At 42.3% G+C, this 23110-nt stretch carries 17 protein-coding genes; 10 read left to right on the top strand and 7 right to left on the bottom strand.

What is annotated here, in order from left to right; genetic code table 11:
- Positions 1-46: 46 nt before the first annotated feature.
- Together adhE and A4G17_RS05995 are read right to left on the bottom strand one after the other, a co-directional pair.
- The gene (gene adhE, locus A4G17_RS06000; protein WP_123956472.1) at positions 47-2662 is read right to left on the bottom strand and encodes a bifunctional acetaldehyde-CoA/alcohol dehydrogenase; all 2616 of its coding nucleotides are present in this window, start codon (positions 2660-2662) and stop codon (positions 47-49) included.
- 251 nt (positions 2663-2913) lie between these two features.
- Positions 2914-4101 (bottom strand): BaiN/RdsA family NAD(P)/FAD-dependent oxidoreductase, encoded by a 1188-nt coding sequence (locus A4G17_RS05995; RefSeq protein ID WP_123956473.1) that lies wholly within the window; start codon positions 4099-4101, stop codon positions 2914-2916.
- A 61-nt stretch (positions 4102-4162) separates the two neighbouring features.
- Here A4G17_RS05995 and A4G17_RS05990 point away from each other — a divergent pair, with 61 nt between their 5' ends.
- From A4G17_RS05990 to purT, 3 genes are all read left to right on the top strand, one after another.
- Positions 4163-5065 (top strand): DMT family transporter, encoded by a 903-nt coding sequence (locus tag A4G17_RS05990; protein ID WP_123956474.1) that lies wholly within the window; start codon positions 4163-4165, stop codon positions 5063-5065.
- A gap of 162 nt (positions 5066-5227) precedes the next feature.
- Positions 5228-7543, top strand: coding sequence for a Tex family protein (locus tag A4G17_RS05985; RefSeq protein WP_123956476.1), 2316 nt, complete (start codon positions 5228-5230; stop codon positions 7541-7543).
- Positions 7544-7646: 103 nt separating this feature from the next.
- Positions 7647-8828, top strand: a complete 1182-nt coding sequence (gene purT, locus A4G17_RS05980) for a formate-dependent phosphoribosylglycinamide formyltransferase (RefSeq protein ID WP_123956478.1) — start codon at positions 7647-7649, stop codon at positions 8826-8828.
- A 152-nt stretch (positions 8829-8980) separates the two neighbouring features.
- On the opposite strand, the gene A4G17_RS05975 is transcribed toward purT, so the two are convergent.
- From A4G17_RS05975 to A4G17_RS05955, 5 genes are all read right to left on the bottom strand, one after another.
- The gene (locus A4G17_RS05975) at positions 8981-11866 is read right to left on the bottom strand and encodes a lactoferrin/transferrin family TonB-dependent receptor (RefSeq protein WP_123956480.1); all 2886 of its coding nucleotides are present in this window, start codon (positions 11864-11866) and stop codon (positions 8981-8983) included.
- A gap of 13 nt (positions 11867-11879) precedes the next feature.
- Positions 11880-13772 carry a transferrin-binding protein-like solute binding protein gene (locus A4G17_RS05970; protein WP_123956482.1) on the bottom strand — a complete coding sequence of 631 codons (1893 nt, stop codon included), beginning with the start codon at positions 13770-13772 and terminating at the stop codon, positions 11880-11882.
- Between the two features lie 332 nt (positions 13773-14104).
- A complete protein-coding gene (locus A4G17_RS05965) occupies positions 14105-14299 on the bottom strand; it encodes a YnbE family lipoprotein (RefSeq protein WP_123956484.1) in 195 nt (64 codons plus the stop codon).
- Complete coding sequence (locus A4G17_RS05960; RefSeq protein ID WP_236940992.1) at positions 14296-16980, bottom strand: YdbH family protein; 2685 nt, start codon at positions 16978-16980, stop codon at positions 14296-14298. The genes A4G17_RS05965 and A4G17_RS05960 overlap by 4 nt, the downstream gene beginning before the upstream one ends.
- Positions 16981-17805, bottom strand: a complete 825-nt coding sequence (locus A4G17_RS05955) for a hypothetical protein (RefSeq protein ID WP_123956732.1) — start codon at positions 17803-17805, stop codon at positions 16981-16983.
- 82 nt (positions 17806-17887) lie between these two features.
- On the opposite strand from A4G17_RS05955, the gene gloA reads away from it, so the two are divergent.
- The 7 genes from gloA (at position 17888) to ruvA (ending at position 23103) form a co-directional block, all read left to right on the top strand.
- A complete protein-coding gene (gene gloA, locus A4G17_RS05950; protein ID WP_123956486.1) occupies positions 17888-18292 on the top strand; it encodes a lactoylglutathione lyase in 405 nt (134 codons plus the stop codon).
- 69 nt (positions 18293-18361) lie between these two features.
- On the top strand, positions 18362-19033 hold the full coding sequence (rnt, locus tag A4G17_RS05945) for a ribonuclease T (RefSeq protein WP_123956733.1): 672 nt from the start codon (positions 18362-18364) through the stop codon (positions 19031-19033).
- On the top strand, positions 19020-19436 hold the full coding sequence (locus tag A4G17_RS05940) for a pyrimidine dimer DNA glycosylase/endonuclease V (protein WP_123956488.1): 417 nt from the start codon (positions 19020-19022) through the stop codon (positions 19434-19436). The genes rnt and A4G17_RS05940 overlap by 14 nt, the downstream gene beginning before the upstream one ends.
- A 186-nt stretch (positions 19437-19622) precedes the next feature.
- Positions 19623-20738: a spermidine/putrescine ABC transporter ATP-binding protein PotA gene (gene potA / locus A4G17_RS05935; protein WP_123956490.1), complete on the top strand. Its 1116-nt coding sequence runs from the start codon at positions 19623-19625 to the stop codon at positions 20736-20738.
- Positions 20722-21579 carry a spermidine/putrescine ABC transporter permease PotB gene (gene potB, locus A4G17_RS05930; RefSeq protein WP_123956492.1) on the top strand — a complete coding sequence of 286 codons (858 nt, stop codon included), beginning with the start codon at positions 20722-20724 and terminating at the stop codon, positions 21577-21579. Before potA ends, potB begins: the two co-directional genes overlap by 17 nt.
- Positions 21579-22346 carry a spermidine/putrescine ABC transporter permease PotC gene (gene potC / locus A4G17_RS05925; RefSeq protein WP_123956493.1) on the top strand — a complete coding sequence of 256 codons (768 nt, stop codon included), beginning with the start codon at positions 21579-21581 and terminating at the stop codon, positions 22344-22346. The genes potB and potC overlap by 1 nt, the downstream gene beginning before the upstream one ends.
- A 151-nt stretch (positions 22347-22497) precedes the next feature.
- On the top strand, positions 22498-23103 hold the full coding sequence (ruvA, locus tag A4G17_RS05920) for a Holliday junction branch migration protein RuvA (RefSeq protein WP_123956495.1): 606 nt from the start codon (positions 22498-22500) through the stop codon (positions 23101-23103).
- The last annotated feature ends 7 nt before the right edge of the window (positions 23104-23110 follow it).

The raw sequence follows: 23110 nt of genomic DNA, 5'->3' as shown, positions 1-23110 counted from the left end.
TTTATTTGAAAATAAATCGCTTTGTGTTTTATTGATGAGAACGACACTATTCGCCGTAATACGCCTTAGTGAGAATTGCCTCCATGTCTTCCACCATCGCTAAACGTGGGTTGGCAGGGGTGCATTGATCTTCAAAGGCGAGCAAGGCAAGCTCTTTGCGGGCGGCTAAAAATGCTTGCTCGTCCACGCCTTGTTCACGTAAAGACATCTTAATGCCGCAAGCCTTGGCAAGTTCAGCTACGGCTTTGGCATAAGATTCCACTCCTTCCGCTGGCGTTGCCGCTGGTAAACCGAGCATTCTAGCAATGTCTTGATATTTTTCGTCCGCTTTATAGTGATTATACTTCGGCCATGTTGCCACTTTGGTTGGACGAGTGCCGTTATAACGAATCACGTGCGGCATTAAAATTGCGTTAGTTCTACCGTGAACAGTGTGGAAACGTCCACCGATTTTGTGAGCCATTGAGTGATTGATCCCCAAGAATGCATTCGCAAATGCCATTCCCGCAATGGTTGAGGCGTTATGCATCCGCTCACGAGCCTCAGGATCAGCTTCTTTCACCGATTTTTCAAGGAATTGGAATACTAATTTGATCGCCTGCAACGCTAAGCCGTCGGTGTAGTCATTTGCCACTGTTGACACATACGCTTCTGTTGCATGAGTTAGCACATCCAAACCCGTATCGGCAGCAATATGTGCAGGCACGGTCATCACTAACGCAGGATCGACAATCGCAATAGTTGGCGTGAGCGAGTAGTCGGCGATTGGGTATTTCTTATTGCCTTCGGTAATTACCGCAAATGGCGTCACTTCTGAACCCGTTCCCGATGTGGTTGGAATACAGACAAACTTCGCTTTGCGACCTAACTGCGGGAATTTGAACGCCCGTTTGCGAATATCCATAAATTTCTGTACGAGATCGCGGAAATCGACTTCAGGCTGTTCATAGAATAACCACATCACTTTTGCTGCATCCATCGGCGAGCCGCCACCAAGTGCGATAATAGTGTCTGGTTGGAAGCTGCGCATCAATTCGGTACCACGACGCACGGTTTCAATAGATGGATCAGGCTCCACATCAGCGAACAGTTGGTAGGTGACTTTATTTTTGCGTAAGCGTAACTGCTCAGCGATTTTCTCAACAAACCCCAGATCAACCATGGCACGGTCAGTCACAATCATCACACGTTCAACATCTTTCATTGACTTGATGTACTGAATGGAATCTCGTTCAAAGTAGATTTTGGATGGTACTTTAAACCACTGCATATTGTTTCTCCTTCTGCCCACACGTTTGATATTCAAGAGATTGACCGCACTCACGTTGTTACCAACGGAATTTTTGCCGTAAGAACCGCAACCAAGCGTAAGTGATGGTAAGAACGAGTTATACACATCGCCGATGCCGCCGAAAGTGGATGGCGAATTCCAAATCACACGGATCGCCTTCACTCGCTCACCAAAAGTTTTCGCTAGCTGTGCATCTTTGGTATGAATCGCTGCCGAGTGCCCTAAACCGTGGAAATTAACCATTTGCTCCGCCAACGAAATGCCTTCTTCTTGGCTATGGGAAGTGAGTAACGCCAACACGGGGGAGAGCTTTTCACGAGTAAGCGGTTCTTTTTCGCCCACTTCTTTACATTCCGCCAGTAAGATATTGGTATTTTTCGGCACAGAAAAGCCCGCTTGTTCTGCAATCCAAGCCGCCGGTTTTCCAACCACGGCGGAATTTAATTTCGCCCCAGAGCAGCTCATTTTGTCGGCTTTATCGACCCCGAAAATATATTTTTCAAGCATCGCTTTCTCTTTTTTATTGACAAGATAGACCCCGTAAGACTGCATTTCTTTGATGAAATCAGCATAGATCTCTTTATCCACAATCGCCGCTTGCTCAGAAGCACAGATCATCCCGTTATCAAAGGATTTAGACATCACAATGTCGTACACCGCTTGTTTGAGATCTGCTGATTTTTCGACATAAGCAGGGACATTGCCCGCCCCTACGCCCAAGGCTGGTTTACCGCAGGAGTAGGCGGCCTCCACCATTGCGTTTCCGCCAGTTGCAAGAATGGTTGCAATGCCAGGGTGTTTCATGAGTAAAGATGTGCCTTCCATTGACGGCGTTTCAATCCATTGGACACAATGCTCTGGAGCGCCTGCAGAAACAGCCGCATCACGTACAATACGAGCCGCGTGAGCAGAACATTGTTGGGCAGAAGGATGGAATGCAAAAACGATTGGGTTACGCGTTTTGAGAGCGATTAACGCTTTGAAAATAGTGGTGGACGTCGGGTTGGTAGTTGGAGTAATGCCGCACACCACACCCACAGGGTCGGCAATTTCGGTAATGCCTGTCACGTCATCTTCGCTGATCACGCCAACCGTTTTCAAATGCCGCATATTATTCACCACATATTCGCAGGCAAACAGGTTTTTGGTGGCTTTATCTTCAAACACCCCCCGCCCCGTTTCTTCAACAGCGTGGAGTGCTAAAGCACCGTGCTGATCGAGTGCAGCAACGGAGGCTTTTGCCACGATAAAATCGACTTGTTCTTGGTCAAGTAAACGGAACTGTTCCAAGGCTTTCAAGCCATTTTCAACCAGTTGATTGACTTCTGCTTGAGCATCATAAACCGCATCGTTTTTTGCATTGTGAGCCATAATGTTTTCCTTTAAAAAATAATTTAACTAATGAAATTATTATCTATTTGGAGTGAAATTACTGCAAAAACCGAACAAATTCAGCTCAATTTATGATCTACATCAACTTTTTGAGAACCATTATCAACAAATTAAATTTAACCAAACAATTTACTAACAAATTTAAAGTAATTATCACCCAACAAGCGGTCACTTTCGTCTGATCTTTTGCGATTTGCAAAACATTCCGTGGAACCGACCGCTTGTGATGCTTACTTCGCCAGAATCCCCTTGGCACAAGCCGCTGCAGACGACCATGCCCATTGGAAATTATAGCCACCAAGCCAGCCTGTCACATCTAATACTTCACCGATAAAATAGAGCCCTTCAACCTGTTTTGCTTCCATTGTTTTTGATGAAATGTAATCGGTATCTACTCCGCCCATTGTTACTTCGGCGGTGCGGTAGCCTTCTGTGCCGTTTGGTAGAAAATGCCAATGATGAATAAACTGTTCGAGCTGTTGCAGATCAGCTTTAGTCAGTTGAGCAATCACTTTATCTTGCAAAAGATGTTGCTCGAACCACAGCTCGACTAATTTTTTAGGAAAATGACGATTTAAGACTGTTTTTAGCTGTAATTTTGGCGAAGATTGACGAAGTTCTTGCACAATTTCAACAATATTTTCACTTGGCAATAAGTCGATTTCCACACTTTCGCCCATCTCCCAATAATTAGAAATCTGCAAAATAGCAGGCCCTGACAAGCCTCGATGGGTAAACAACATTTGATTTGTGAAGGTTTGATTACGATTACTCACACTCACAGGCAGGGCTATGCCCGATAAACTCGCAAAAGGCTTATCGCTCTCTTTCCAAGTAAAAGGCACAAGACTGGCACGCACTGGCACAACGGGAATGCTAAATTGCTCCGCCACTTTGTAGCCAAAAGGCGATGCCCCTAGCCCTGACATCGACAATCCCCCCGTTGCAATCACTAAATTTTCCGTTTGATAGGTTTCACTAGCGGTCTGAATTTCAAAGTTTTTTACAAATTTTTCAATAGAAACGACCGCTTGTCGCAGCACGATATCCACTTTGCCTTTTGCACATTCGGCTTGAAGTAGATCGACAATCTGCTGCGAACTTTCATCGCAAAAAAGTTGCCCCAATTCCTTCTCGTGATAAGCGATCCCATAGCTTGCCACCAGTGAAATGAAATCCCAGTTGGTGTAGCGAGAAAGGGCAGATTTCACAAAATGCGGATTTTGGCTCAGATAATGCTTGGGAGTAACATCCAGATTGGTGAAATTGCAAAAACCACCGCCAGACATCAAAATTTTGCGCCCAATTTTCTTACCGTTATCCAACACTGCAACAGACTTGCCCGCCTGACCTAATTGCGCTGCACAGAATAAGCCCGCCGCCCCTGCACCAATAATCACCACATCATACTGTTTCATTTCGTCTTTCCTTTTTGCTAAAATCCGCACGTTTTGGCTATTTTACCCCGATTCTACCCTAATGATGAACGCACTCACGATCAACCTGTTCTATATTTTTGCGATTGGTATCAATATTGTACTGCTTCGCTATTTCAGCCTACAGCTTGACCCACTGAATAATAATGCGGTGCGATTTTTATCTGGAGCTGTGGTACTTTTAATTTGGGTGCTCATTCGCTACCGCCAAAGTTTGATTAACTTGATAAAAGCACCAAAATTATTTGCTACCGCTTTATTCGTTGGCGTGATGATGTGCGGCAATATGTATTTTTATTTGAAGGGCGTAGCTGCCACAAACGCGGTTACCGCTTCCATATTTGGTGTCATCGCAATGCCCTTTGGCGTATTGATTGCAGCCCTTTTCTTTCAAGACGAACGCCAAAAAACACGCAGTAAAACCTTTTGGATAGGCTGTATTCTAACGGTTCTCGGTTGCTTAGGTTTTATTTGGTATGGCAAACGCCTCGAAATTGGCGGTGCCTTTGTGATGGGGGCATTTTTCTTACTGCTTTCAATCGTGATCCGCAATATTCAAAATTTGGTGGTGAAATTCACTAACAACAAACTCAATGTGATTACCCTAAGTTGCATCACCTCTTTCAGCACAGCGATTATCAGTTTGCTAATGAGTGTTCAAACCGACAAAATCAGTGAAATTCAGCACATTTCACACAGTTTTCTGCTCAGTTTAATCCTGTTCGGCGTATATGCAATTGGCGTAGGAATGATTTTAGCCTTCCACATTATCCAAAAACAGGGCATCATTACCTTTCAGATTTTAGAGCTACTACTGCCAATCTCCACCGCAATCATCGCCTATCTTTTTCTTGGCGAAACCCTTTCTATTCCACAGCTACTTTTTGCTGCTATGGTAATTTTCGGGGCAAGTGTGGCGTTGGGGATTGTAAAACAGAAAAGATAAATTCTGCCCCCGCTTGCGGGGGAAGTGGTTGAGCGAAGCGAAACCGAAGGGGGCTTTCGCAAATTTATGCTTAAAATTAACCGCTTGTTTTGCCCCCTACCCCGCCTTTCGGCGGTACTTCCCCCGCAAGCGGGGGCAGATTTATTTACAAAAGGAACTCAAATGGCCGATCTCAATCATCAAATCAGTCAAATTATCGCAGCGGAACTTGCGGTGCGATCTGAACAAATTTTTGCAGCGATGACGCTGTTAGACGAAGGCAATACCATTCCATTTATCGCTCGTTATCGTAAAGAAGTCACTGGCGGGTTGGACGATACCCAACTTCGCCATTTTGAAACTCGTTTGATTTACTTGCGAGAACTGAACGACCGCCGTCAAACCATTCTCAAGTCCATTGAAGAACAGGGAAAATTGACCGATGAACTTCGCACTAAAATTGAGCAAGTTGAGAGTAAAACAGAATTAGAAGATCTCTATTTGCCTTATAAACCGAAACGTCGTACTCGTGGACAGATTGCGATTGAAGCAGGGCTTGAACCTTTGGCAGAGAGCCTTTGGAACGAGCCAAGCCAAACGCCTGAAGTAGTGGCTGAAGCCTATGTCAATGCGGAAAAAGGCGTGACAGATGTGAAATCGGCGTTAGACGGGGCGAGATATATTTTAATGGAACGTTTTTCCGAAGATGCCGAGCTACTTGCAAAATTACGCCAATATCTGACCGCTTACGCGACCTTGGAATCAAAGGTCATTGAAGGTAAGGAAGAAGAGGGCGAGAAATTCAGAGATTATTTTTCACATAGTGAGCCATTTAAAAATGTGCCGTCTCACCGAGCTTTGGCGATGTTCCGAGGACGTAATGAAGGGATTTTATCGCTCTCATTAAATGCCGATCCTAATGCAGAAGAAGGTAGCCGTTCAAGCCATTGTGAAGAGATTATTCGTGAACATTTAGGCGTGATTTTCAACAAACAGCCAGCGGATAACTGGCGTGCGCAAGTGATTAGTTGGACGTGGAAAATCAAAGCCTTATTGCATTTAGAAACGGAGTTAATGGCAAGTCTGCGTGAAAAAGCGGAAGAAGAAGCGATTGACGTTTTCGCTCGTAACCTATCGGCGTTGTTAATGGCCGCACCCGCTGGGGCGAGAAATACCATGGGCTTAGACCCGGGGTTACGCACTGGGGTGAAGGTTGCGGTGGTGGATAATACGGGCAAATTGCTCGATACTGCCACCATTTATCCGCATACCACCGATCCTGTTCGAGCGGGGCAAATTCTGTATGCTTTGGGGAAAAAACATCAGGTGGATCTGATTGCCATTGGTAACGGCACAGCTTCTCGTGAAACAGAGCGTTTTGCGAAGGATATCATCAAACAAGCGAAAGATTGGCAACCGCAAACGGTGGTGGTGAGTGAAGCGGGGGCTTCTGTTTATTCAGCTTCCGAATTAGCAGCTGCCGAGTTCCCTGAACTTGATGTGTCCTTACGTGGTGCGGTTTCCATTGCTCGCCGTTTACAAGATCCGTTGGCGGAATTAGTTAAAATCGAACCTAAAGCGATTGGTGTGGGGCAATATCAGCACGATGTGAACCAATCTCAGCTTGCTCGTAAATTAGATGCGGTGGTGGAAGATTGCGTAAATGCGGTGGGCGTGGATTTGAATACGGCTTCAGCGCCATTATTGGCTCGAGTGGCAGGTATGACGAAGACTTTGGCACAAAATATTGTGGCATATCGAGATGAAAATGGGCGTTTTAACTCTCGTTCAGATCTGAAAAAAGTGGCTCGCTTAGGGCCAAAAGCCTTTGAACAATGTGCGGGCTTTATGCGAATTTTGGGAGGAAAGAACCCGCTTGATGCGTCAAGTGTTCACCCAGAGGCCTATCCAGTCGTGGAAAAAATCTTACAAGCAACGGCTTCAACCTTGGGTGATTTAATGGGCAATACGACTAAAATCCATAGCCTTCACGCCAAAGATTTTGTTGATGAAAAATTCGGTTTACCAACGGTCAATGATATTTTCAAAGAGTTAGAAAAACCTGGGCGAGATCCTCGTGGCGAATTTAAAACCGCGACCTTTATGGAAGGCGTGGAAGAAATCAGCGATCTCAAAGTAGGTATGATTTTGGAAGGAACGGTGACGAATGTGACAAACTTTGGGGCGTTCGTGGATATTGGCGTACACCAAGACGGCTTAGTACATATTTCGATGCTGTCTAACAGCTTTGTGGAAGATCCGCATCAAGTGGTGAAAACGGGCGATGTGGTGAAGGTGAAGGTGCTCGAAGTTGATGCTAACCGCAAGCGGATTGCACTCACTATGCGTTTAGACGATAAGCCGACGGATAAAAGCGAAACAAGCGGTCAAATTCGCAAAAAATTTGACAAAAATGACCGCTCGCAAGGCGCTCGCCAAGAACGTCAATCCTTTGGCAATAATGCCTTTGCCGATGCGTTGAAAGGTTGGAAAAAATAGATTGAACAACATGGCGACAATGTTCGCCATTTTTATTTTTGTTTAACGCAAACGTTTGCTTTTGCTATAATAACGGCAAATTGACTTAATAAAGGAAAAAAGAATGACAATATTAGGTACAGCGTTAACCCCTAAAGCCACTAAAGTAATGATGCTTGGCTCCGGGGAACTAGGAAAAGAAGTGGTCATTGAGCTACAACGTTTAGGCGTGGAAGTGATTGCAGTGGATCGCTATGAAAATGCACCCGCACAACAAGTAGCACACCGAGCTTACACCATTTCAATGTTAGACGGCAATGCGTTACGAGCGTTAGTCGAAAAAGAAAAACCCGATTTTATTGTGCCTGAAGTAGAGGCGATAGCCACCGATACCTTAGTGGAACTGGAGCAAGAAGGCTACAACGTAATCCCAACGGCAAAAGCAACCAAACTCACGATGAACCGTGAAGGGATTCGCCGCTTGGCATCAGAAGAACTTGGGCTGAAAACTTCCCCATACCGTTTTGTCGATAATTTTGAACAATTTACGCAATCAATTGCAGAAATTGGTATTCCTTGTGTGGTCAAACCGATTATGTCTTCCTCAGGGCATGGACAAAGTGTGATCAAATCGGAAGCAGATATTCAAAAAGCGTGGGATTATGCCCAACAAGGCGGACGTGCTGGAGGCGGGCGTGTCATTGTGGAAGGCTTTGTCAAATTTGATTACGAAATTTCACTGCTGACGGTTCGCCATGTTCATGGCACGTCATTCCTTGCTCCGATTGGGCATATCCAAATTGATGGCGATTATCGCGAATCGTGGCAGCCACAAGCAATGTCGGAAATAGCACTGAAAAAAGCCCAAGACGTTGCCGAGAAAATTACCAGCGCATTAGGTGGACGTGGCATTTTTGGCGTGGAGCTGTTTATTTGCGGTGACGACGTGATTTTCAACGAAGTTTCACCTCGCCCGCACGATACGGGAATGGTGACGCTGATTTCACAAGAGCTATCGGAATTTGCTCTGCATGCAAGAGCGATTCTCGGCTTACCAATTCCAGCGATCAATCTCATCAGCCCATCGGCATCTAAAGCAATCGTTGTGGAAGGCAAATCGACTCAAGTCTCTTTTGGTAACTTACATAATGTTTTGGCCGAGCCAAATACTAATATTCGTTTGTTTGGTAAAGGTGAAGTAAACGGTCATCGCCGTTTAGGTGTGGTGCTAGCTCGTGATGAGAGCATTGAAAAAGCCCTCGAAAAAGCTCGTCGAGCTTATGACAAGTTAGCTGTTACGTTATAATTCAATAAGAGTAGGTGTAGAATATCACTATACCTACTCTTATTTTTATTATGATATGACCGATAAAATGATCAATAATATCAAGGGGAAATGAATTAGATTACCTGTTATGTCATCCATTTCATCCCCTTAAATAATCGAAGAGAACCTATCTAAAACTTAGCTTCAAGGGAAAGTACAAAGTTTCGTCCTGGTGCTGCATAACGTGCGTAGTTACTTACATCATGGTGGCGATTAATCGATCCTACAGCAGATTGTCTTACAGACTCCCAAGTGATGTAACGATAGTTCATCAAATTGTAGATACCTGCACGAACGGTAATATTTTTATGCGGTTTGATATGCCCAACAAGATCGTAGATATACCAAGATTTTGTGGTTCTATCCGTTATATTCTCGCGCTTAGCGGAACCATCCGCACTAATAGATTCTGATTGAACTTCACTTAGTTTTTTCGCTTTCGAATAAGTCATCGTTAAATTAATCCCCCATTTATCATCAGGTTGATCATACCCTAAGCTCGCAATATAACGAGATGGTTGTAGGGTATCGAAAGCATAAGATCTTAACCAGAAAAAGCGTGGATCATTCATGATTTTTGTTGGTTTTGCTTTGTTATAAGCTAAATTGGTATATAAGCCTTCTGGAAGTTTGTCGTAAATACCATTCCAGTCAATTTTACCAACAACATTGATACCTTTTAATTCAATATTTTGAGCATTATTGTACTGAATATAGATATTCTCACGCTTTACTTTTTCGTTATAGACTCTTTCTGCTGCAAGTGTAATTAAGTCATTGTATTGATTAATAAAATAACTTGCTTCCAAGCTACCAAAATCACCTTTAAAGCCAATACCAACTTCTCTATTTAATGATTTTTCAGGGCGGAGATTACTTACTTTATAAGCCTCGTCATCTTCCCCCCTTTCAAAGCCTGGTACACGATGACCAAACATCTCTTGGAAACTTGGTACTCTAAAGCCATTTGAAACACGATAAGAAAGTGCAATATTGCGCGTTGGTTTCACGACAACACCAAGGTTCCAAGAACGAGTGGTGTAATTTTTACTTGCTGTCCATGGATCATCTGAAACAAATCTATGGGAATCAATTCGTCCACCTAGCCCAATATCAAGATATTTATTCACATTAATATGCTCTCTTAATGCGATAAACTTATTATTTCCTTTGATGATGCGGGTATTACAATCACGGAAAGCAGATAGGTTATTACACTTCGTTTCAGTCATCACTCGGCGACCACCTGGTGCTAACTGATAAATATAGGGATTATTGAAATAACCATTCCCCGTACTACCTTCTTTAATAACATAATTTTCAATAGCATATTGTTCGAAGTAGTCTTTACGATCGAGACGTGACTGTAAGAAATCTACTCCGCCACTTAGTTGTGCATTATGTTTTGTAGAAAACACTTTAAATGTCTTATCTAAAGAAAGTTTTATCAGATCATGATATTCCCTATAAATATTTCTCTCAGATAAGTAATACGACCATGGTTTATCTACCGATGGGCGACAATTTTTATCAATCGTTGGATATTCTGAGCAATAGAGATTATGAATATGCGAATCTAAGATAATTTTTTGGTTATCGTAGCTCAATGTAGCATTACTTAAGAAACTGTCTTTTTCACCGGTAAAGCGATACACCAAACCTTTTCTTGTTTTTGTATGACGTTCATCAAAGAACTGAGTACGAGACCACCGTAAACCAATCCCTTTAATCCCGTGAACCTTTCCTTTATTTTCATCTTCATAAAGCGTTTGCCCTAAAACGATATATATACCATCGAGAATTGAGCCAGATTTAGAATAGACACCACTACTTTTTATCGTATTAAAACGCTCTGCTTCATAGGGGGAATAATAGCTACTTACCGACATATCTTGAATATCATAACGTTGCTTCGTTTCTTCAAATACACCGCCAATATAGTGATTTTTGGTTACATAAACTCCGATTTTTGAAAGGATCGAGCCTGTTTTATACTTCATTGGATCAGGAATGACTCGTGCATTTCCCGTATAATCCTTAGGGTTTAAATGCTCTTTAACGTGTTGTGTTTTAGGAATAAACTGCTTCTCCTCCTCTGAAAATGGCACATGCTTATTCGCTTGATTACGGAGATTCTCCTCAGTCGGCACTGCCCCATTAGTCAGTTGGCTGATAGATCGAGGCTCACAGCTCGCTCCCGAACCACATTCCCCCTCAATCACAAAATAAGTAGAAGGCTTTGTATTAGGTTCTCTTAAGTCATAATCATAACGATAGCCACCTAAACGAGTAATATCATAATTGACAGTATTGATCGCATCATCATGAATTTTGGTCGATTTACCTATTTTGTGAGTATATTGGATAAGCCCTTCAACACGATTTGCTCTGCCCGCTAAACCAAAGGAATGAGTATATTGCTCATTTTTACTGCTATATGCCGTTTTTGCTGTTCCACCGAAATGTTCATCTTCTCCGAGAATATCGCTTGGTTCTTTCGTTCTAAATCCAATGGCTCCGCCAAGAGAACCACTCCCATATTCAGATGAGCTTGCCCCTTTACTAATCTCAACGGACGTAATATTCTCATTTTCAATTTCATTGATAGAACCGCCCCCTTGTCTTGATCGCGTGTTCTCCCCTTGCATTACATAGGACTGTGCTTGTGGAATACCATCAACAACTAAAGCGATGCGGTTTTTATCCACACCACGCATTGAGTAGCCGGCCGATCCCCCTCGTCCCTGCTCAACAACAGAGACACCAGGGTCATAACGCACTAAATCTCGAATACTTAAAATCTGCTCTTTATTGATCGTATCTTTCGTTTTAACGATCTTACCTAGTCCTGTAATATCGTTCTCTTTGCGGGTGGCTTTTTTCTTCCCAACAACATAAACATCTTTCAATTCTACAGTTTCTTCAGCATAGCTAAAACTTGGTGCCATAGGTAACACAAAAAGTGAGAGATAAAGGCTTGAATAAATAAATGTCTTTGATGTATTTGTTTTTTTCATTGTGAGTTACCTCTTACTTCTCTTTATTCTCAACTTTTTTACCGCCAAATACTGCACCAAATTTAGGTTCTTGAGCGTAAACACTACCACCAATTTCTTCCGCATTTTTACCGTAGAAAGCCCCTTCAACGATAGCTTTAGAAAATTCCATCTTACTCACACCTAAAGTGTTACCTTTATCAAGCGTAATCCCAAACTCTCCTGTTTTTGCATAGCCCTTAAAGCCATTTTTATCAATATCGCTCTCAATCAGAACAACAGGAACAGCATTATGAATTAATTCTCCGGTCACTTTTTTCGCTGCAAAATCCGCTACAAATTTTGCTTTACTGTCATAAGGTGAGAAATTAACCGGAGCAATTTTCTTACCAGCTGCGTGACCTTGCCAATTTCCTTCATAAGTAAAGGTTTGATCTGTCGGAAGAGCGGAAGTTGGCGTTCGATGCCCTTGAATAAAGAGATGCTTACCAAATTTCGTGTAAACAAGATCCTCTTCTGGTTTTAGATTTGAGATATTTTCATCGTTCTCATTTTCTGTCCCTTCATCTGGCCCCTCATTATCAGCCAATTCTTCATTAGAATCCGCTAGAGCCTCTTCATCATCAAAGTTGTCTTCTTCCTCCTCTTCAATAGGCACATGACGTTCACTTTTATGTATGAAAGTACCAAACTTCACTGACTTCAAATCGCCACAACAAGCAGAAACCGATATTTTATCGCCTGATGATAAGGTTGTTTCACCATTTGCAAGCGGTACTTCTTGACCATCAATGACCAATTTAGATATATCGAAATAGGTGTTAAGATTTGATTTCACGATATCTTCATTTTCTTCAATATTAACCTTGAAAGCATCGACCATAATCTCGTTTGTCATTTTCTCACTCTTAGCACCAAAGACCGCAAAGACAGAATTATCATTGGTTAAGAAGCTACCTGCGAGTTCATTGGCATTCATACCGTAGAACCCCCCTTCCACTTTATCGGAGTTAGCATAAAAATATTTAACACCTTTGTTACTTTTATCCAATGCGGTTGCTTTGCCATAGAAACGGTTATCTTTAATATCCGCATCAATCGCATAACGATCTATACCCGATGTAGCAATATCCTTAGTGTTAGCCTTGATAAGCTTCCCAGTTAATTTCTTCGTATTAAAATCGGCGGTAAATTCACTAAAGTGACCTCCACCACTATTAGGTGCGATATATTCATCGTATGATGATCCGCCATCAGAACTCCCTACATATCCATCTCTTCCCTCAAAATCTTTATAACCATCCCTTACCTGACCATCCTTGGTAAAAGGTCGAGCATCTGTCACAAAACGCCAAATCCCTTTATAGCTAACCACTTGATTAACAGGGAGAGCTTTGGCTGTATTTTCCGCTCGATAATAAATTCGTCCTTTTTTGCCTTCATACAATACATGTGGCTTACTAACATCGCCTTCACTTTCTGGTGGTCTTGAATAAGGAACATCTAACAAGATGTTCTCAAATCCATCACTTTCCCGTAGTCTAAAAGGTTCATCATTCGTACTTTGTGGATTTGAAATTTCGACATAGGGTTCGGCAGTGCCTATTGTTTCGCCTTTATAATATGGTGGCAAAGGATTCCCTTCCTTATCATGTTGAGCAATATTTCGTCTAGGAATAGCCACCCCAAAACCAAGCCCTTTTACTCTTTTAGCTTCTTCTGGAGACATATTTTCAGAAGTATTACTGTCTGGAGGCGTATTTTCTTTAGGTTTTGCATTCGGCTCCGTTGATGCATTACCTTGAGATAAAGCCGAAGGATCATCATTTTTCACAACGGCGGAATCAAAACTTCCCTTTCCTGCACAGGCAGTAAGCAATAAAGGGAAAAGGAGAGCTAATTTTGTTTTTTTAAGCGATGAGCACATAAGATAACCTCACTTTAATAAATGATAAGTATTCTTATTATCGCTAAATGTTATGATTTTGTAAATAATGTAATGTGATTATTTTCAAAAATTTGTCAGGTCACAATCCCTAAAAATAACCACTGAAGAGCACATAAAATATTACACTCAGCTATACATTTGTCTAAGGTGGGGGGAAACTGGATCTACATACACTTCAATCATTCATATCAACTCAATAAAAAGCGATCAAGATTGTAAACTAAGAGTAAAAAATCTTGTGATAGTAAAGAACCTCCCTATCAAAGAAAAATAACGTCTCACATATAGGCAAACAAATATTCAAAATAATCTTACTTTTCTTTATCCATATCGACTGTCTTAATCATCGTTCTTGACTTTTCATCCATACTTACTTCAATTTTATGGTCCACCACAACATTCATATTGATCGTAATCCCTTCTTTAGGGGTTTCGAGCTGAATTTTCGGGGTACAAGCGGTCAGATTCGCCGCAAATATTGCAAATAAAAGTAGCTTTGCTTTCATCGGTTATCCAATTGTTGATAAATAGAATGTTCAATATTTTGTTCAAATTGTGATCCAGAGTTAATCAGCTTCCACAATTCAAAAATATTCTCTTTATGGTTGTAATTTAGGTTAATTTTCGCTTTTTGGTGTTCATTTAAGTGCATTCTTAATGAAGACTGTAAGAGCATATTTCCTTTTTCATCGAGCTGGATTTCCCCAAAAAGATCATCAATCGTACTATCATTGACAAGATAAGTCAGAATTTGCTCGGTGTAACCACTTTTTTTCATCGCATCCAGAAGCTGCGATGTAAAGTTTAGGCGAGAACTGTCCGCTTGTGCGAAAGTACCGCGACAAATATAACAAGGTTTTCCATTCAGCCAAAACGGCAATGTGGCATTAAATTCACCTTTTAAATCGATTTGATGATATTGAGCTAAATTGAGAATTTGTTCAAATTGAATATCCCGCAAATTGAGATAGGCCTCACGACGTTGTGGCAAAGCAAGGCTCTCAACGCTTAAATTTCCGCCAAGCAAATCAAAAGAAAGTTGGCGTAAAAAGAGCGGACGTTTTCTGCTATAAGGGTAATGCCCTTGCACCTTCATTTGTGCATTTCGAATAGGAATTCCAACATTGATCTCGGCAATTCGCACATCTAACGCCTTTTTCACCCCAATATCAAACTCGTTATTTTTATATTGATAAGGCAAGGAAAACTCAATGCCTTTTAGCTCGCCATTTGGCAGAGAAATCGCCCCATTCCGAATAGCAAAATGTCCACCAGCCACTATCCCTGTTTTTGCGTTAATGCTAAAGGCAGTTTCTCCCCGAATAGTGCCATGGGTAATCAGCCAGTTCGAACGAAACGGAAAAAGCGACTGAAACACATTGGCAGGCTGTTCTAGCCAATAAAGTTTACCTGCGAGATGGCTTGCCTCTTGAGTGAGTGTTCGGCGAGCAAACAGGCGAATAGGTCCGAGCTTACCTGCACTGACTTCGCCTTTTAAATTCAGATTTTCCAATTCCCCACTGAAATTGAGTGCTGCAGCCGGCTGCTCCAGCGCTCCGCCATAGGTAAATTCCACTTTGTTGGTAGTGAGTTCCAAGCCGCCAGTAAGCTGATTATATGGATAACGATAGCGGATTGGTTCGAGCAAGTTCAACTCAACTTCAGGGATTTTCACCCCATTTTGCCGAACTTTATCTAATTGCCCACTAAATTCGCTCAGTTGAATATCTATCCCTTGCCAATCGCCTCGCCCTGCAATTTTGGCTCGGCTATTCAATGCGTTCACCGTTGAGCCGCCCCAAAAACGCCACTGCCAACGATCTGATACACTCGATGTTGGCTCAGCATTTATAAAGCCAGTTCCCGCTTTGAAATCCTTCGCATAGCCATCTAAATGTAATTCAATCTTTTTGAAATCAGGGCTTTCACCACGGAAAATCGCTTGCAATCGCCCGTTAATGCCATTTTTATCCACCCGAATGCCTGCCAAAGGGAAACGTAAATCGTCAATGGTCAGAAACCGTTCTTTACCTGTCATTCGCAGCAACGCAGAGGGCAAAAAACGCAAAGTCGGATCAGAATATGTGCCATTCACCGCCAGCGGCACAGCACTATACAAAATAAAGTTGCCCTGCTTGACGTTGCCGTGAATATTAATCGGCAAATTAAAGCGCTCCGCTAGCCACTCGCCATCGGGGCTATTCAGCACCACATTGCCTTTACCTCGATCATTTTCCGAGAGCAAACTCAGTCGCAAAGCCGTTTTAATCGGGAAAAACTCGTTGAGGACAAAACGATTTGGTGTGATTTTCCCCGTAAAAAATCCCCGCAAGGCGATTTCCTGCTCCACCCGCCAATCAAACTGCCCTTGTTCAATCATGATGCTCTGATAATCAAAGGTAAAAGGGAAATTGAGCTGGTTTTCAGGCTGAAGTTGTGATTGAATTTTCAGATTGCCTTGCAAATTACCCGCAGGATTGGCTTGCCAAGAAAGATTTGCCGTACCTAACTGCGATGAGGACAACTCCGCCTGTAATGTTTTCGGCAACTGCATAATGTCGCTCCCCACGTCCGCAGACAACACCAGTTGATATTTTTCTTGTTCGCTCGGCTGATAATCAATCTTGGCTGAAAGCTGTCCATTTGCAAAATTTGCCTCTAATCTGACCGCTTGTTGATGAATGAAAGCGGTCAGTTTCTCGTCATTTTTTGCAAACCGAATTTCGCTTGGTGTTTCCAACAACGGTTTGAGATGCTGAGGCATTTCCACTGGTAAATTCGCCCACGCCAACTGTTCAACCACCACTTCACCATCTGGCAGTAATGCTAGAATGGTTTGAATAGCATCGGGGGATGCTTCACTTTGGCCATCACTACTTGGCAACGATTGTAAACAATGATAGTCGAGCGTCGCATTGGCGAGAGAAAGCTGCTGCGGCTCACTCCATTGCAGCTTGAAATGATCCACTTGCAGCAGCGGACATTGTTGATACGAAAGGGAAAAATGCGGTAACGTGGCACGTTCCCACTCCGTTGAAAGTGGCTCAGGGATTTCCACTTGCCAGCCAGTCGGCAGCAGCCAGTTGATCGTTTGAGCCAACTGACCGCCCGTGAGCAACGCCGCACCACTCGCCATCAGAAGAGCAAGTACTGCAGAGAGAATGAGCAGCGTGCGGCGAATCATCATTTATAAAATATTCGTGAAAGGAAAGAGCATCGCTAAGAACATCGCAGCAGTCCAAGCCGTTGGATTTTTGATATTTTTGCCACTTTTTCCGAGCAACAACCACGCCAACAAAGTAAAAATCACAAATTGCACCGCAAAAAAAGTGAAATAAGGGAAAATCACCATATCAGGCATGATTTGTAGCTGTTGATAAAGCACAAACGCCGTCCAGCTATAGTTTAAAATCAAGGCAATTAATGCGACTAACACCAGCAATTTCAAAAAGCCTTCCAAACGGCTTTTGGCTAATATCAGATACCAGCCTGCCAACAAAGTCCCTAATAGCAGTTGGGCAAAATTATTCGCCCGAATGCCGTTAAACAGGGATGGAATTTCATACCAGTAAATCAACAAATATTGCAATATGCCTATGCCCGCCATTGCCAAGCCGCAATAAATCACAACATTTTTGAGCTGTTCATCATCAGGCAGAATCCGAAACAACACGGGCAATAAAATGGATACTGCCATTACAATAAAGGCTGGTGAATGTTTCGGGGTAAATGCAACGCTATATGCCAAATTACCCAAAGCAAAAATCAGTAAAAATGGCAAAATTGCCACCAATCTTCCCCGCTGCCCAGGGCAAATTTGTCCTTTCCATAAAGCAACCAGACCAATAACTGTCACCACCAAAAACGCCAACATATAGGGCGAAATAAAAATCGTTCTCGGCGGGGCAAAAAAGTGGTTTAAATACATCTGAATAAACAACATCGCCAGCAACGGCAAGGATGCATGTGTTGCAATTTCTAATTTTGAAGAGGTATCGTGATGTGATGACATGGCTTTTATCAAGGTTAAAAATGACTTTAAAGCAAGATTATGCCACAATACGCCCCAATTTTTAACATTAGAGGATTTCACCATGCGAATTTTACATACGATGTTGCGAGTTGGGAATTTAGAGCGTTCAATCAAATTCTATACCGAAATTTTAGGTATGCGTTTACTACGCACTAGCGAAAATGAGCAATATAAATATACCTTAGCGTTTTTAGGCTATGGCGATGAGAGCGAAACATCGGTGTTGGAACTCACTTATAACTGGGGCGTAGAAAGCTACGAACTCGGCACGGCTTATGGACACATCGCAATCGGTGTGGACGACATTTACGCAACCGTTGAAGCCGTTCGTAACGCAGGCGGAAAAGTCACTCGTGAAGCGGGACCTGTTTTAGGCGGCAAAACGGTGATTGCGTTTGTGGAAGATCCAGACGGTTACAAAATCGAATTTATCGAAAACAAAGATGCTCAAAAAGCCTTAGGCTAATCTCACAAGCGGTCAGTTCCAACTTATTTTTTGCAAATGGGCGTAGCAAATACGCCCGCTTTTATTCCAATGACAACAGAAACCGAAAACCCAACAACCGATTACAATTTGCTCAAACACCGCTTTCGTGGCTATTTGCCGGTGGTGATTGATGTTGAAACTGCCGGGCTGAATGCACAAACCGATGCGTTGCTCGAAATCGCAGCAATTACACTCAAAATGGACGAAAACGGCTATTTGCAACAAGACCAGCAGTTTCATCGCCATATCAAGCCATTTGAAGGGGCGAATATCAACCCTGAATCGTTGAAAGTCAATGGCATCAATATTGACTGTCAAAACCGCGGGGCAATTCCTGAAGATGTCGCCATTGTGGACATGTTCAAAATGATCCGCAAAGCCGTCAAAGATAGCGGCTGTCAGCGAGCGGTGATCGTGGCACACAATGCCACTTTCGATCAGGCATTTTTACAAGCGGCGGTCAAACGCATTAACGCTAAGCGAGATCCATTTCATCCTTTTGCGATGTTAGATACCGCAACGCTAGCAGGCTTTATGTATGGACAAACGGTGTTGGTCAAAGCGTGTCAAATGGCGGGTATCGCTTTTGACGGTAAACAGGCCCACTCCGCACTTTATGACACTGAACGCACCGCGGAATTGTTCTGTACAATGGTCAATAAATTGAAAAACTTAGGTGGTTTCCCACCGCTTGCCCTGAATAAAAATGACACGAATTAATGTTGTTCCCGTTGAGGAACTGTGCGATCAGCATCTATTGGCAGAACATCGAGAACTCACTCGTATTCCGAATGCCGTCGCCAAAGGTAAATTCCATTTAAAAGGTCAGCCAACCGATTACAAATTAGGTGAAGGCCATGTTCGCTTTTTCTTCAATAAGCTGACCTTTTTAAAAAAACGCTATGACTTGCTGCATCAAGAATGTAAAAAACGTGGGTTTAATGTGCAGTATATTTGGCCTGATAATTTGCCTGACGATCCCGCTCTATGGCTAGACTATCAGGTTACTGAAGCGGCCTTATCCATCAATCGAGAACGCATTCAACAAAGAATGCCTGCCAAAGCCCGATTTACGGCTTATAACTCATCCCACAATAAGCCGTCTACATTTGCAAAATATTGATAGGAAGTGACCGCTTGTAAAAGCAAACTATTTCCCTAATTTTCAAATTTTCCCTTTCATTCCAACGTCATTCACTATATTATGGCAAGCTATTTTTATGGCGTAATCTTTACGCAGGTCGAGCTGAATTTTTATTCAGATTTTTTGCATTTTCTCAACATTACCCTAGGGGGAAAACAAAAATAAATGGAAAAGTTAGATCAAAAACCAATTATTGAGCTTCGTTCTATCACAAAACGTTATGGTGATAAAACCATTATTGATGGCTTAGATCTGACCATCAACGATGGCGAATTTTTGACTGTTTTAGGTCCATCTGGTTGCGGTAAAACAACGGTTTTACGTTTAATTGCAGGCTTTGAAGAATTAACTGAAGGCTCGATCATTCTGGATGGTCAAGACGTGTCTGATGTGCCCGCAGAAAATCGCCCTGTCAATACCGTCTTCCAAAGTTATGCACTTTTCCCACATATGACCATTTTTGAAAATGTGGCATTTGGTTTGAGAATGCAAAAAGTGCCTGAAGCAGAAATCAAGCCTCGCGTAATGGATGCACTCCGTATGGTACGTTTAGAAGAAATGGCAAGCCGTAAACCATCTCAATTATCGGGTGGTCAGCAACAACGTATTGCGATTGCCCGTGCCGTAGTGAACAAACCAAAAGTATTGTTACTTGATGAATCACTGTCTGCTCTTGACTATAAATTGCGTAAAGAGATGCAAAATGAGTTAAAAGCATTGCAACGTCAGCTTGGTATTACTTTTATTTTCGTTACCCACGATCAAGAAGAAGCCTTGACGATGTCTGATCGTATCATCGTGATGAATAAAGGAAAAATCCAACAAGATGGTTCACCACGAGAGATCTATGAAGATCCGAAAAACTTATTCGTGGCACGCTTCATCGGTGAAATCAACGTATTTGATGCTACCGTGATTGAACGTGTTAGCGAGAAAACCGTAAAAGCAAATGTAGAAGGCCGTATTTGTGAAATCTACACTGATATGCCTGTTCATCCGAATCAAAAACTCAAAGTCTTATTACGTCCAGAAGATATTGTGATCGAAGAACTTGATGAAAACGAAGGTTCAAAAGCGATCATCGGACACGTTATTGATCGTAACTATAAAGGAATGACGTTAGAGTCAAGCATTAAACTTGATCACAATGGTATGAATGTATTGGTTAGCGAATTCTTTAACGAAGACGATCCGAATATTGACCACTCTATAGGTCAGAAAGTGGCATTAACATGGCATGAAGGCTGGGAGGTTGTAATCAACGATGAAAACAACGAATAAATTCCAAAACATTACTGTTTCAGTAATTTTCGGGTGGTTGATTTTCTTCGTCCTGATCCCGAATCTGCTGGTACTCTTCACCAGTTTTATGACCAAAGACACAAGTAATCTAATTGAATTCACTTTTTCATTAGATAGCTATAGTCGTTTAATTGATCCACTTTATTCAAAAGTATTGTGGAACTCGCTTTATATGGCGGGAATTGCAACTGTGATTTGCTTGGTCGTAGGCTACCCTTTTGCCTTTATGATTGCAAAATTACCTACAAAATATCGTCCGTTTTTACTCTTTTTAGTGGTGTTGCCATTTTGGACTAACTCACTTATCCGTATTTACGGGATGAAAATTTTCCTTGGAGTAAAAGGAGTCTTAAACGAAACCTTGCTTTGGCTTGGGATTATTGATACCCCAATTCGTATTTTAAATACAGAAATTGCGGTGATTATTGGTTTAGTTTATATCCTACTGCCATTTATGATTTTGCCACTTTACTCGTCTATCGAAAAAATTGATGGTCGTTTACTCGAAGCCGCAAAAGACTTAGGTGCGAATGCGTTCCAACGTTTTGTGAAAGTCATTATTCCACTCACGATGCCGGGGATTGTGGCAGGCTGTTTGTTGGTATTATTGCCTGCGATGGGGATGTTCTACGTTGCTGACTTACTCGGCGGTGCGAAAGTGTTGCTTGTGGGTAATATCATTAAGAGCGAATTCCTTGTTACTCGTAACTGGCCATTCGGTGCGGCTATCAGTATTGCACTCACCATTTTGATGGCGTTGATGCTCTATGTATACTATCGTGCAAATAAACTGATGAATAAGAAAGTGGAGTTAGAATAATGAGACGCGTATTTAACAGCTTATTTATGTTTTTGGTGTACGCGTATCTGTACATTCCGATTATTATTTTGGTGGTAAACTCGTTTAATGCTGACCGCTATGGGTTATCGTGGAAAGGTTTCAGCTGGAACTGGTACGAACGTTTATTCAACAACGATACGTTGATCCAAGCAGCATTAAACTCCGTGAGTATTGCCTTTTTTGCGGCAACGCTCTCAACCATCATCGGAGCATTAACGTCTATTGCACTTTATCGCTACAAATTCCGCGGTAAACAAGCCGTTGGCGGTATGTTATTCGTGGTGATGATGTCGCCTGATATTGTCATGGCAGTATCATTATTGGCTCTCTTTATGTTGGTTGGCGTTTCGCTTGGCTTCTGGTCGCTGCTCTTCGCCCATATTACCTTCTGTTTGCCATATGTGGTGATTACCGTATCGTCTCGCTTAAAAGACTTCGACAGCAAAATGCTTGAAGCAGCGAAAGATTTAGGTGCAAGCGAACTGACTATTTTGCGTAAAATCTTATTACCATTATTGTTGCCAGCAATCGTTTCTGGTTGGTTATTAAGTTTTACCATTTCACTTGATGACGTCGTGGTTTCTTCTTTCGTGACCAGTGCAAGTTATGAAGTGTTACCACTCAAAATCTTCTCATTAGTGAAAACGGGCGTAACGCCAGAAGTGAATGCTCTTGCTACCTTGATGATTATCTTCTCACTCACACTGGTGGTGTTAAGCCAAGTCGTGGCAAGGAAAAAAGACTAATTTAAACCTTAAATAACCCGCAACTTGCGGGTTATTTTTTACCTGCAAGCGGTCAGTTCCAGAGAAAATTTTGCAAAAGTGATCGCTTGTTCTGTTCTTTTATCCAGTTTTCCGTTATGCTACGGGCTTTTCATCTATCCTAATTTCTACGATGATCGGACGACTTCACGGCATTATTCTTGAAAAATCGCCACCAGAAATGGTGCTTGATGTACAAGGCGTTGGCTATGAGCTGCTGCTGCCAATGACCAGTTTTTACAACCTTCCCGCAGTCAATGAACCAACAACAATTTTCACGCATTTAGTGGTGCGTGAAGATGCTCATTTGCTGTTCGGCTTTGCTCAAAAGCAAGATCGCACGTTGTTTCGTGAATTGATCAAAACCAATGGTGTCGGTCCGAAATTAGCATTAGCGATTTTGTCTGCAATGTCTGTTTCACAATTTGCGACCGCTGTTGAACAGGAAGAATTAGCGAGATTGACTAAAATTCCAGGTATTGGGCGTAAAACAGCGGAACGTTTATTAGTCGAACTCAAGGGTAAATTCAAAGGTATCGCACAAAGCGATTTCTTTGTCGAACACCCCTCACATCATATTGTGGCAAGCGACCGCTCTGATCCTGCTGACGAAGCCCGTGATGCATTGATTGCTTTAGGCTATAAGCCTGCGGATGCAGAAAAAATGATTAAGAAAGTCAATAAAACCGATGCGACCAGCGAACAGCTTATTCGCGAAGCGTTGAAAAATTCGTTGTAAGATAAAT

Origin of the sequence: Frederiksenia canicola, assembly GCF_011455495.1 — a bacterium.
GTDB lineage: Bacteria > Pseudomonadota > Gammaproteobacteria > Enterobacterales > Pasteurellaceae > Frederiksenia > Frederiksenia canicola.
The sequence above is the reverse complement of the archived record's forward strand: the minus strand, read 5'-3'. Positions and strand labels throughout refer to the sequence as shown.

Excerpts from the sequence above, each read along its gene's own strand:
- ruvA (WP_123956495.1), top strand. The coding sequence starts at position 22,498 with ATGATCGGACGACTTCACGGCATTATTCTTGAAAAATCGCCACCAGAA.
- A4G17_RS05960 (WP_236940992.1), bottom strand. The coding sequence starts at position 16,980 with ATGATGATTCGCCGCACGCTGCTCATTCTCTCTGCAGTACTTGCTCTT.
- A4G17_RS05990 (WP_123956474.1), top strand. The coding sequence starts at position 4,163 with ATGATGAACGCACTCACGATCAACCTGTTCTATATTTTTGCGATTGGT.
- potB (WP_123956492.1), top strand. The coding sequence starts at position 20,722 with ATGAAAACAACGAATAAATTCCAAAACATTACTGTTTCAGTAATTTTC.
- gloA (WP_123956486.1), top strand. The coding sequence starts at position 17,888 with ATGCGAATTTTACATACGATGTTGCGAGTTGGGAATTTAGAGCGTTCA.
- adhE (WP_123956472.1), bottom strand. The coding sequence starts at position 2,662 with ATGGCTCACAATGCAAAAAACGATGCGGTTTATGATGCTCAAGCAGAA.
- rnt (WP_123956733.1), top strand. The coding sequence starts at position 18,362 with ATGACAACAGAAACCGAAAACCCAACAACCGATTACAATTTGCTCAAA.
- A4G17_RS05955 (WP_123956732.1), bottom strand. The coding sequence starts at position 17,805 with ATGTCATCACATCACGATACCTCTTCAAAATTAGAAATTGCAACACAT.
- A4G17_RS05985 (WP_123956476.1), top strand. The coding sequence starts at position 5,228 with ATGGCCGATCTCAATCATCAAATCAGTCAAATTATCGCAGCGGAACTT.
- A4G17_RS05995 (WP_123956473.1), bottom strand. The coding sequence starts at position 4,101 with ATGAAACAGTATGATGTGGTGATTATTGGTGCAGGGGCGGCGGGCTTA.
- A4G17_RS05970 (WP_123956482.1), bottom strand. The coding sequence starts at position 13,772 with ATGTGCTCATCGCTTAAAAAAACAAAATTAGCTCTCCTTTTCCCTTTA.
- A4G17_RS05965 (WP_123956484.1), bottom strand. The coding sequence starts at position 14,299 with ATGAAAGCAAAGCTACTTTTATTTGCAATATTTGCGGCGAATCTGACC.
- potA (WP_123956490.1), top strand. The coding sequence starts at position 19,623 with ATGGAAAAGTTAGATCAAAAACCAATTATTGAGCTTCGTTCTATCACA.
- A4G17_RS05940 (WP_123956488.1), top strand. The coding sequence starts at position 19,020 with ATGACACGAATTAATGTTGTTCCCGTTGAGGAACTGTGCGATCAGCAT.
- A4G17_RS05975 (WP_123956480.1), bottom strand. The coding sequence starts at position 11,866 with ATGAAAAAAACAAATACATCAAAGACATTTATTTATTCAAGCCTTTAT.
- potC (WP_123956493.1), top strand. The coding sequence starts at position 21,579 with ATGAGACGCGTATTTAACAGCTTATTTATGTTTTTGGTGTACGCGTAT.
- purT (WP_123956478.1), top strand. The coding sequence starts at position 7,647 with ATGACAATATTAGGTACAGCGTTAACCCCTAAAGCCACTAAAGTAATG.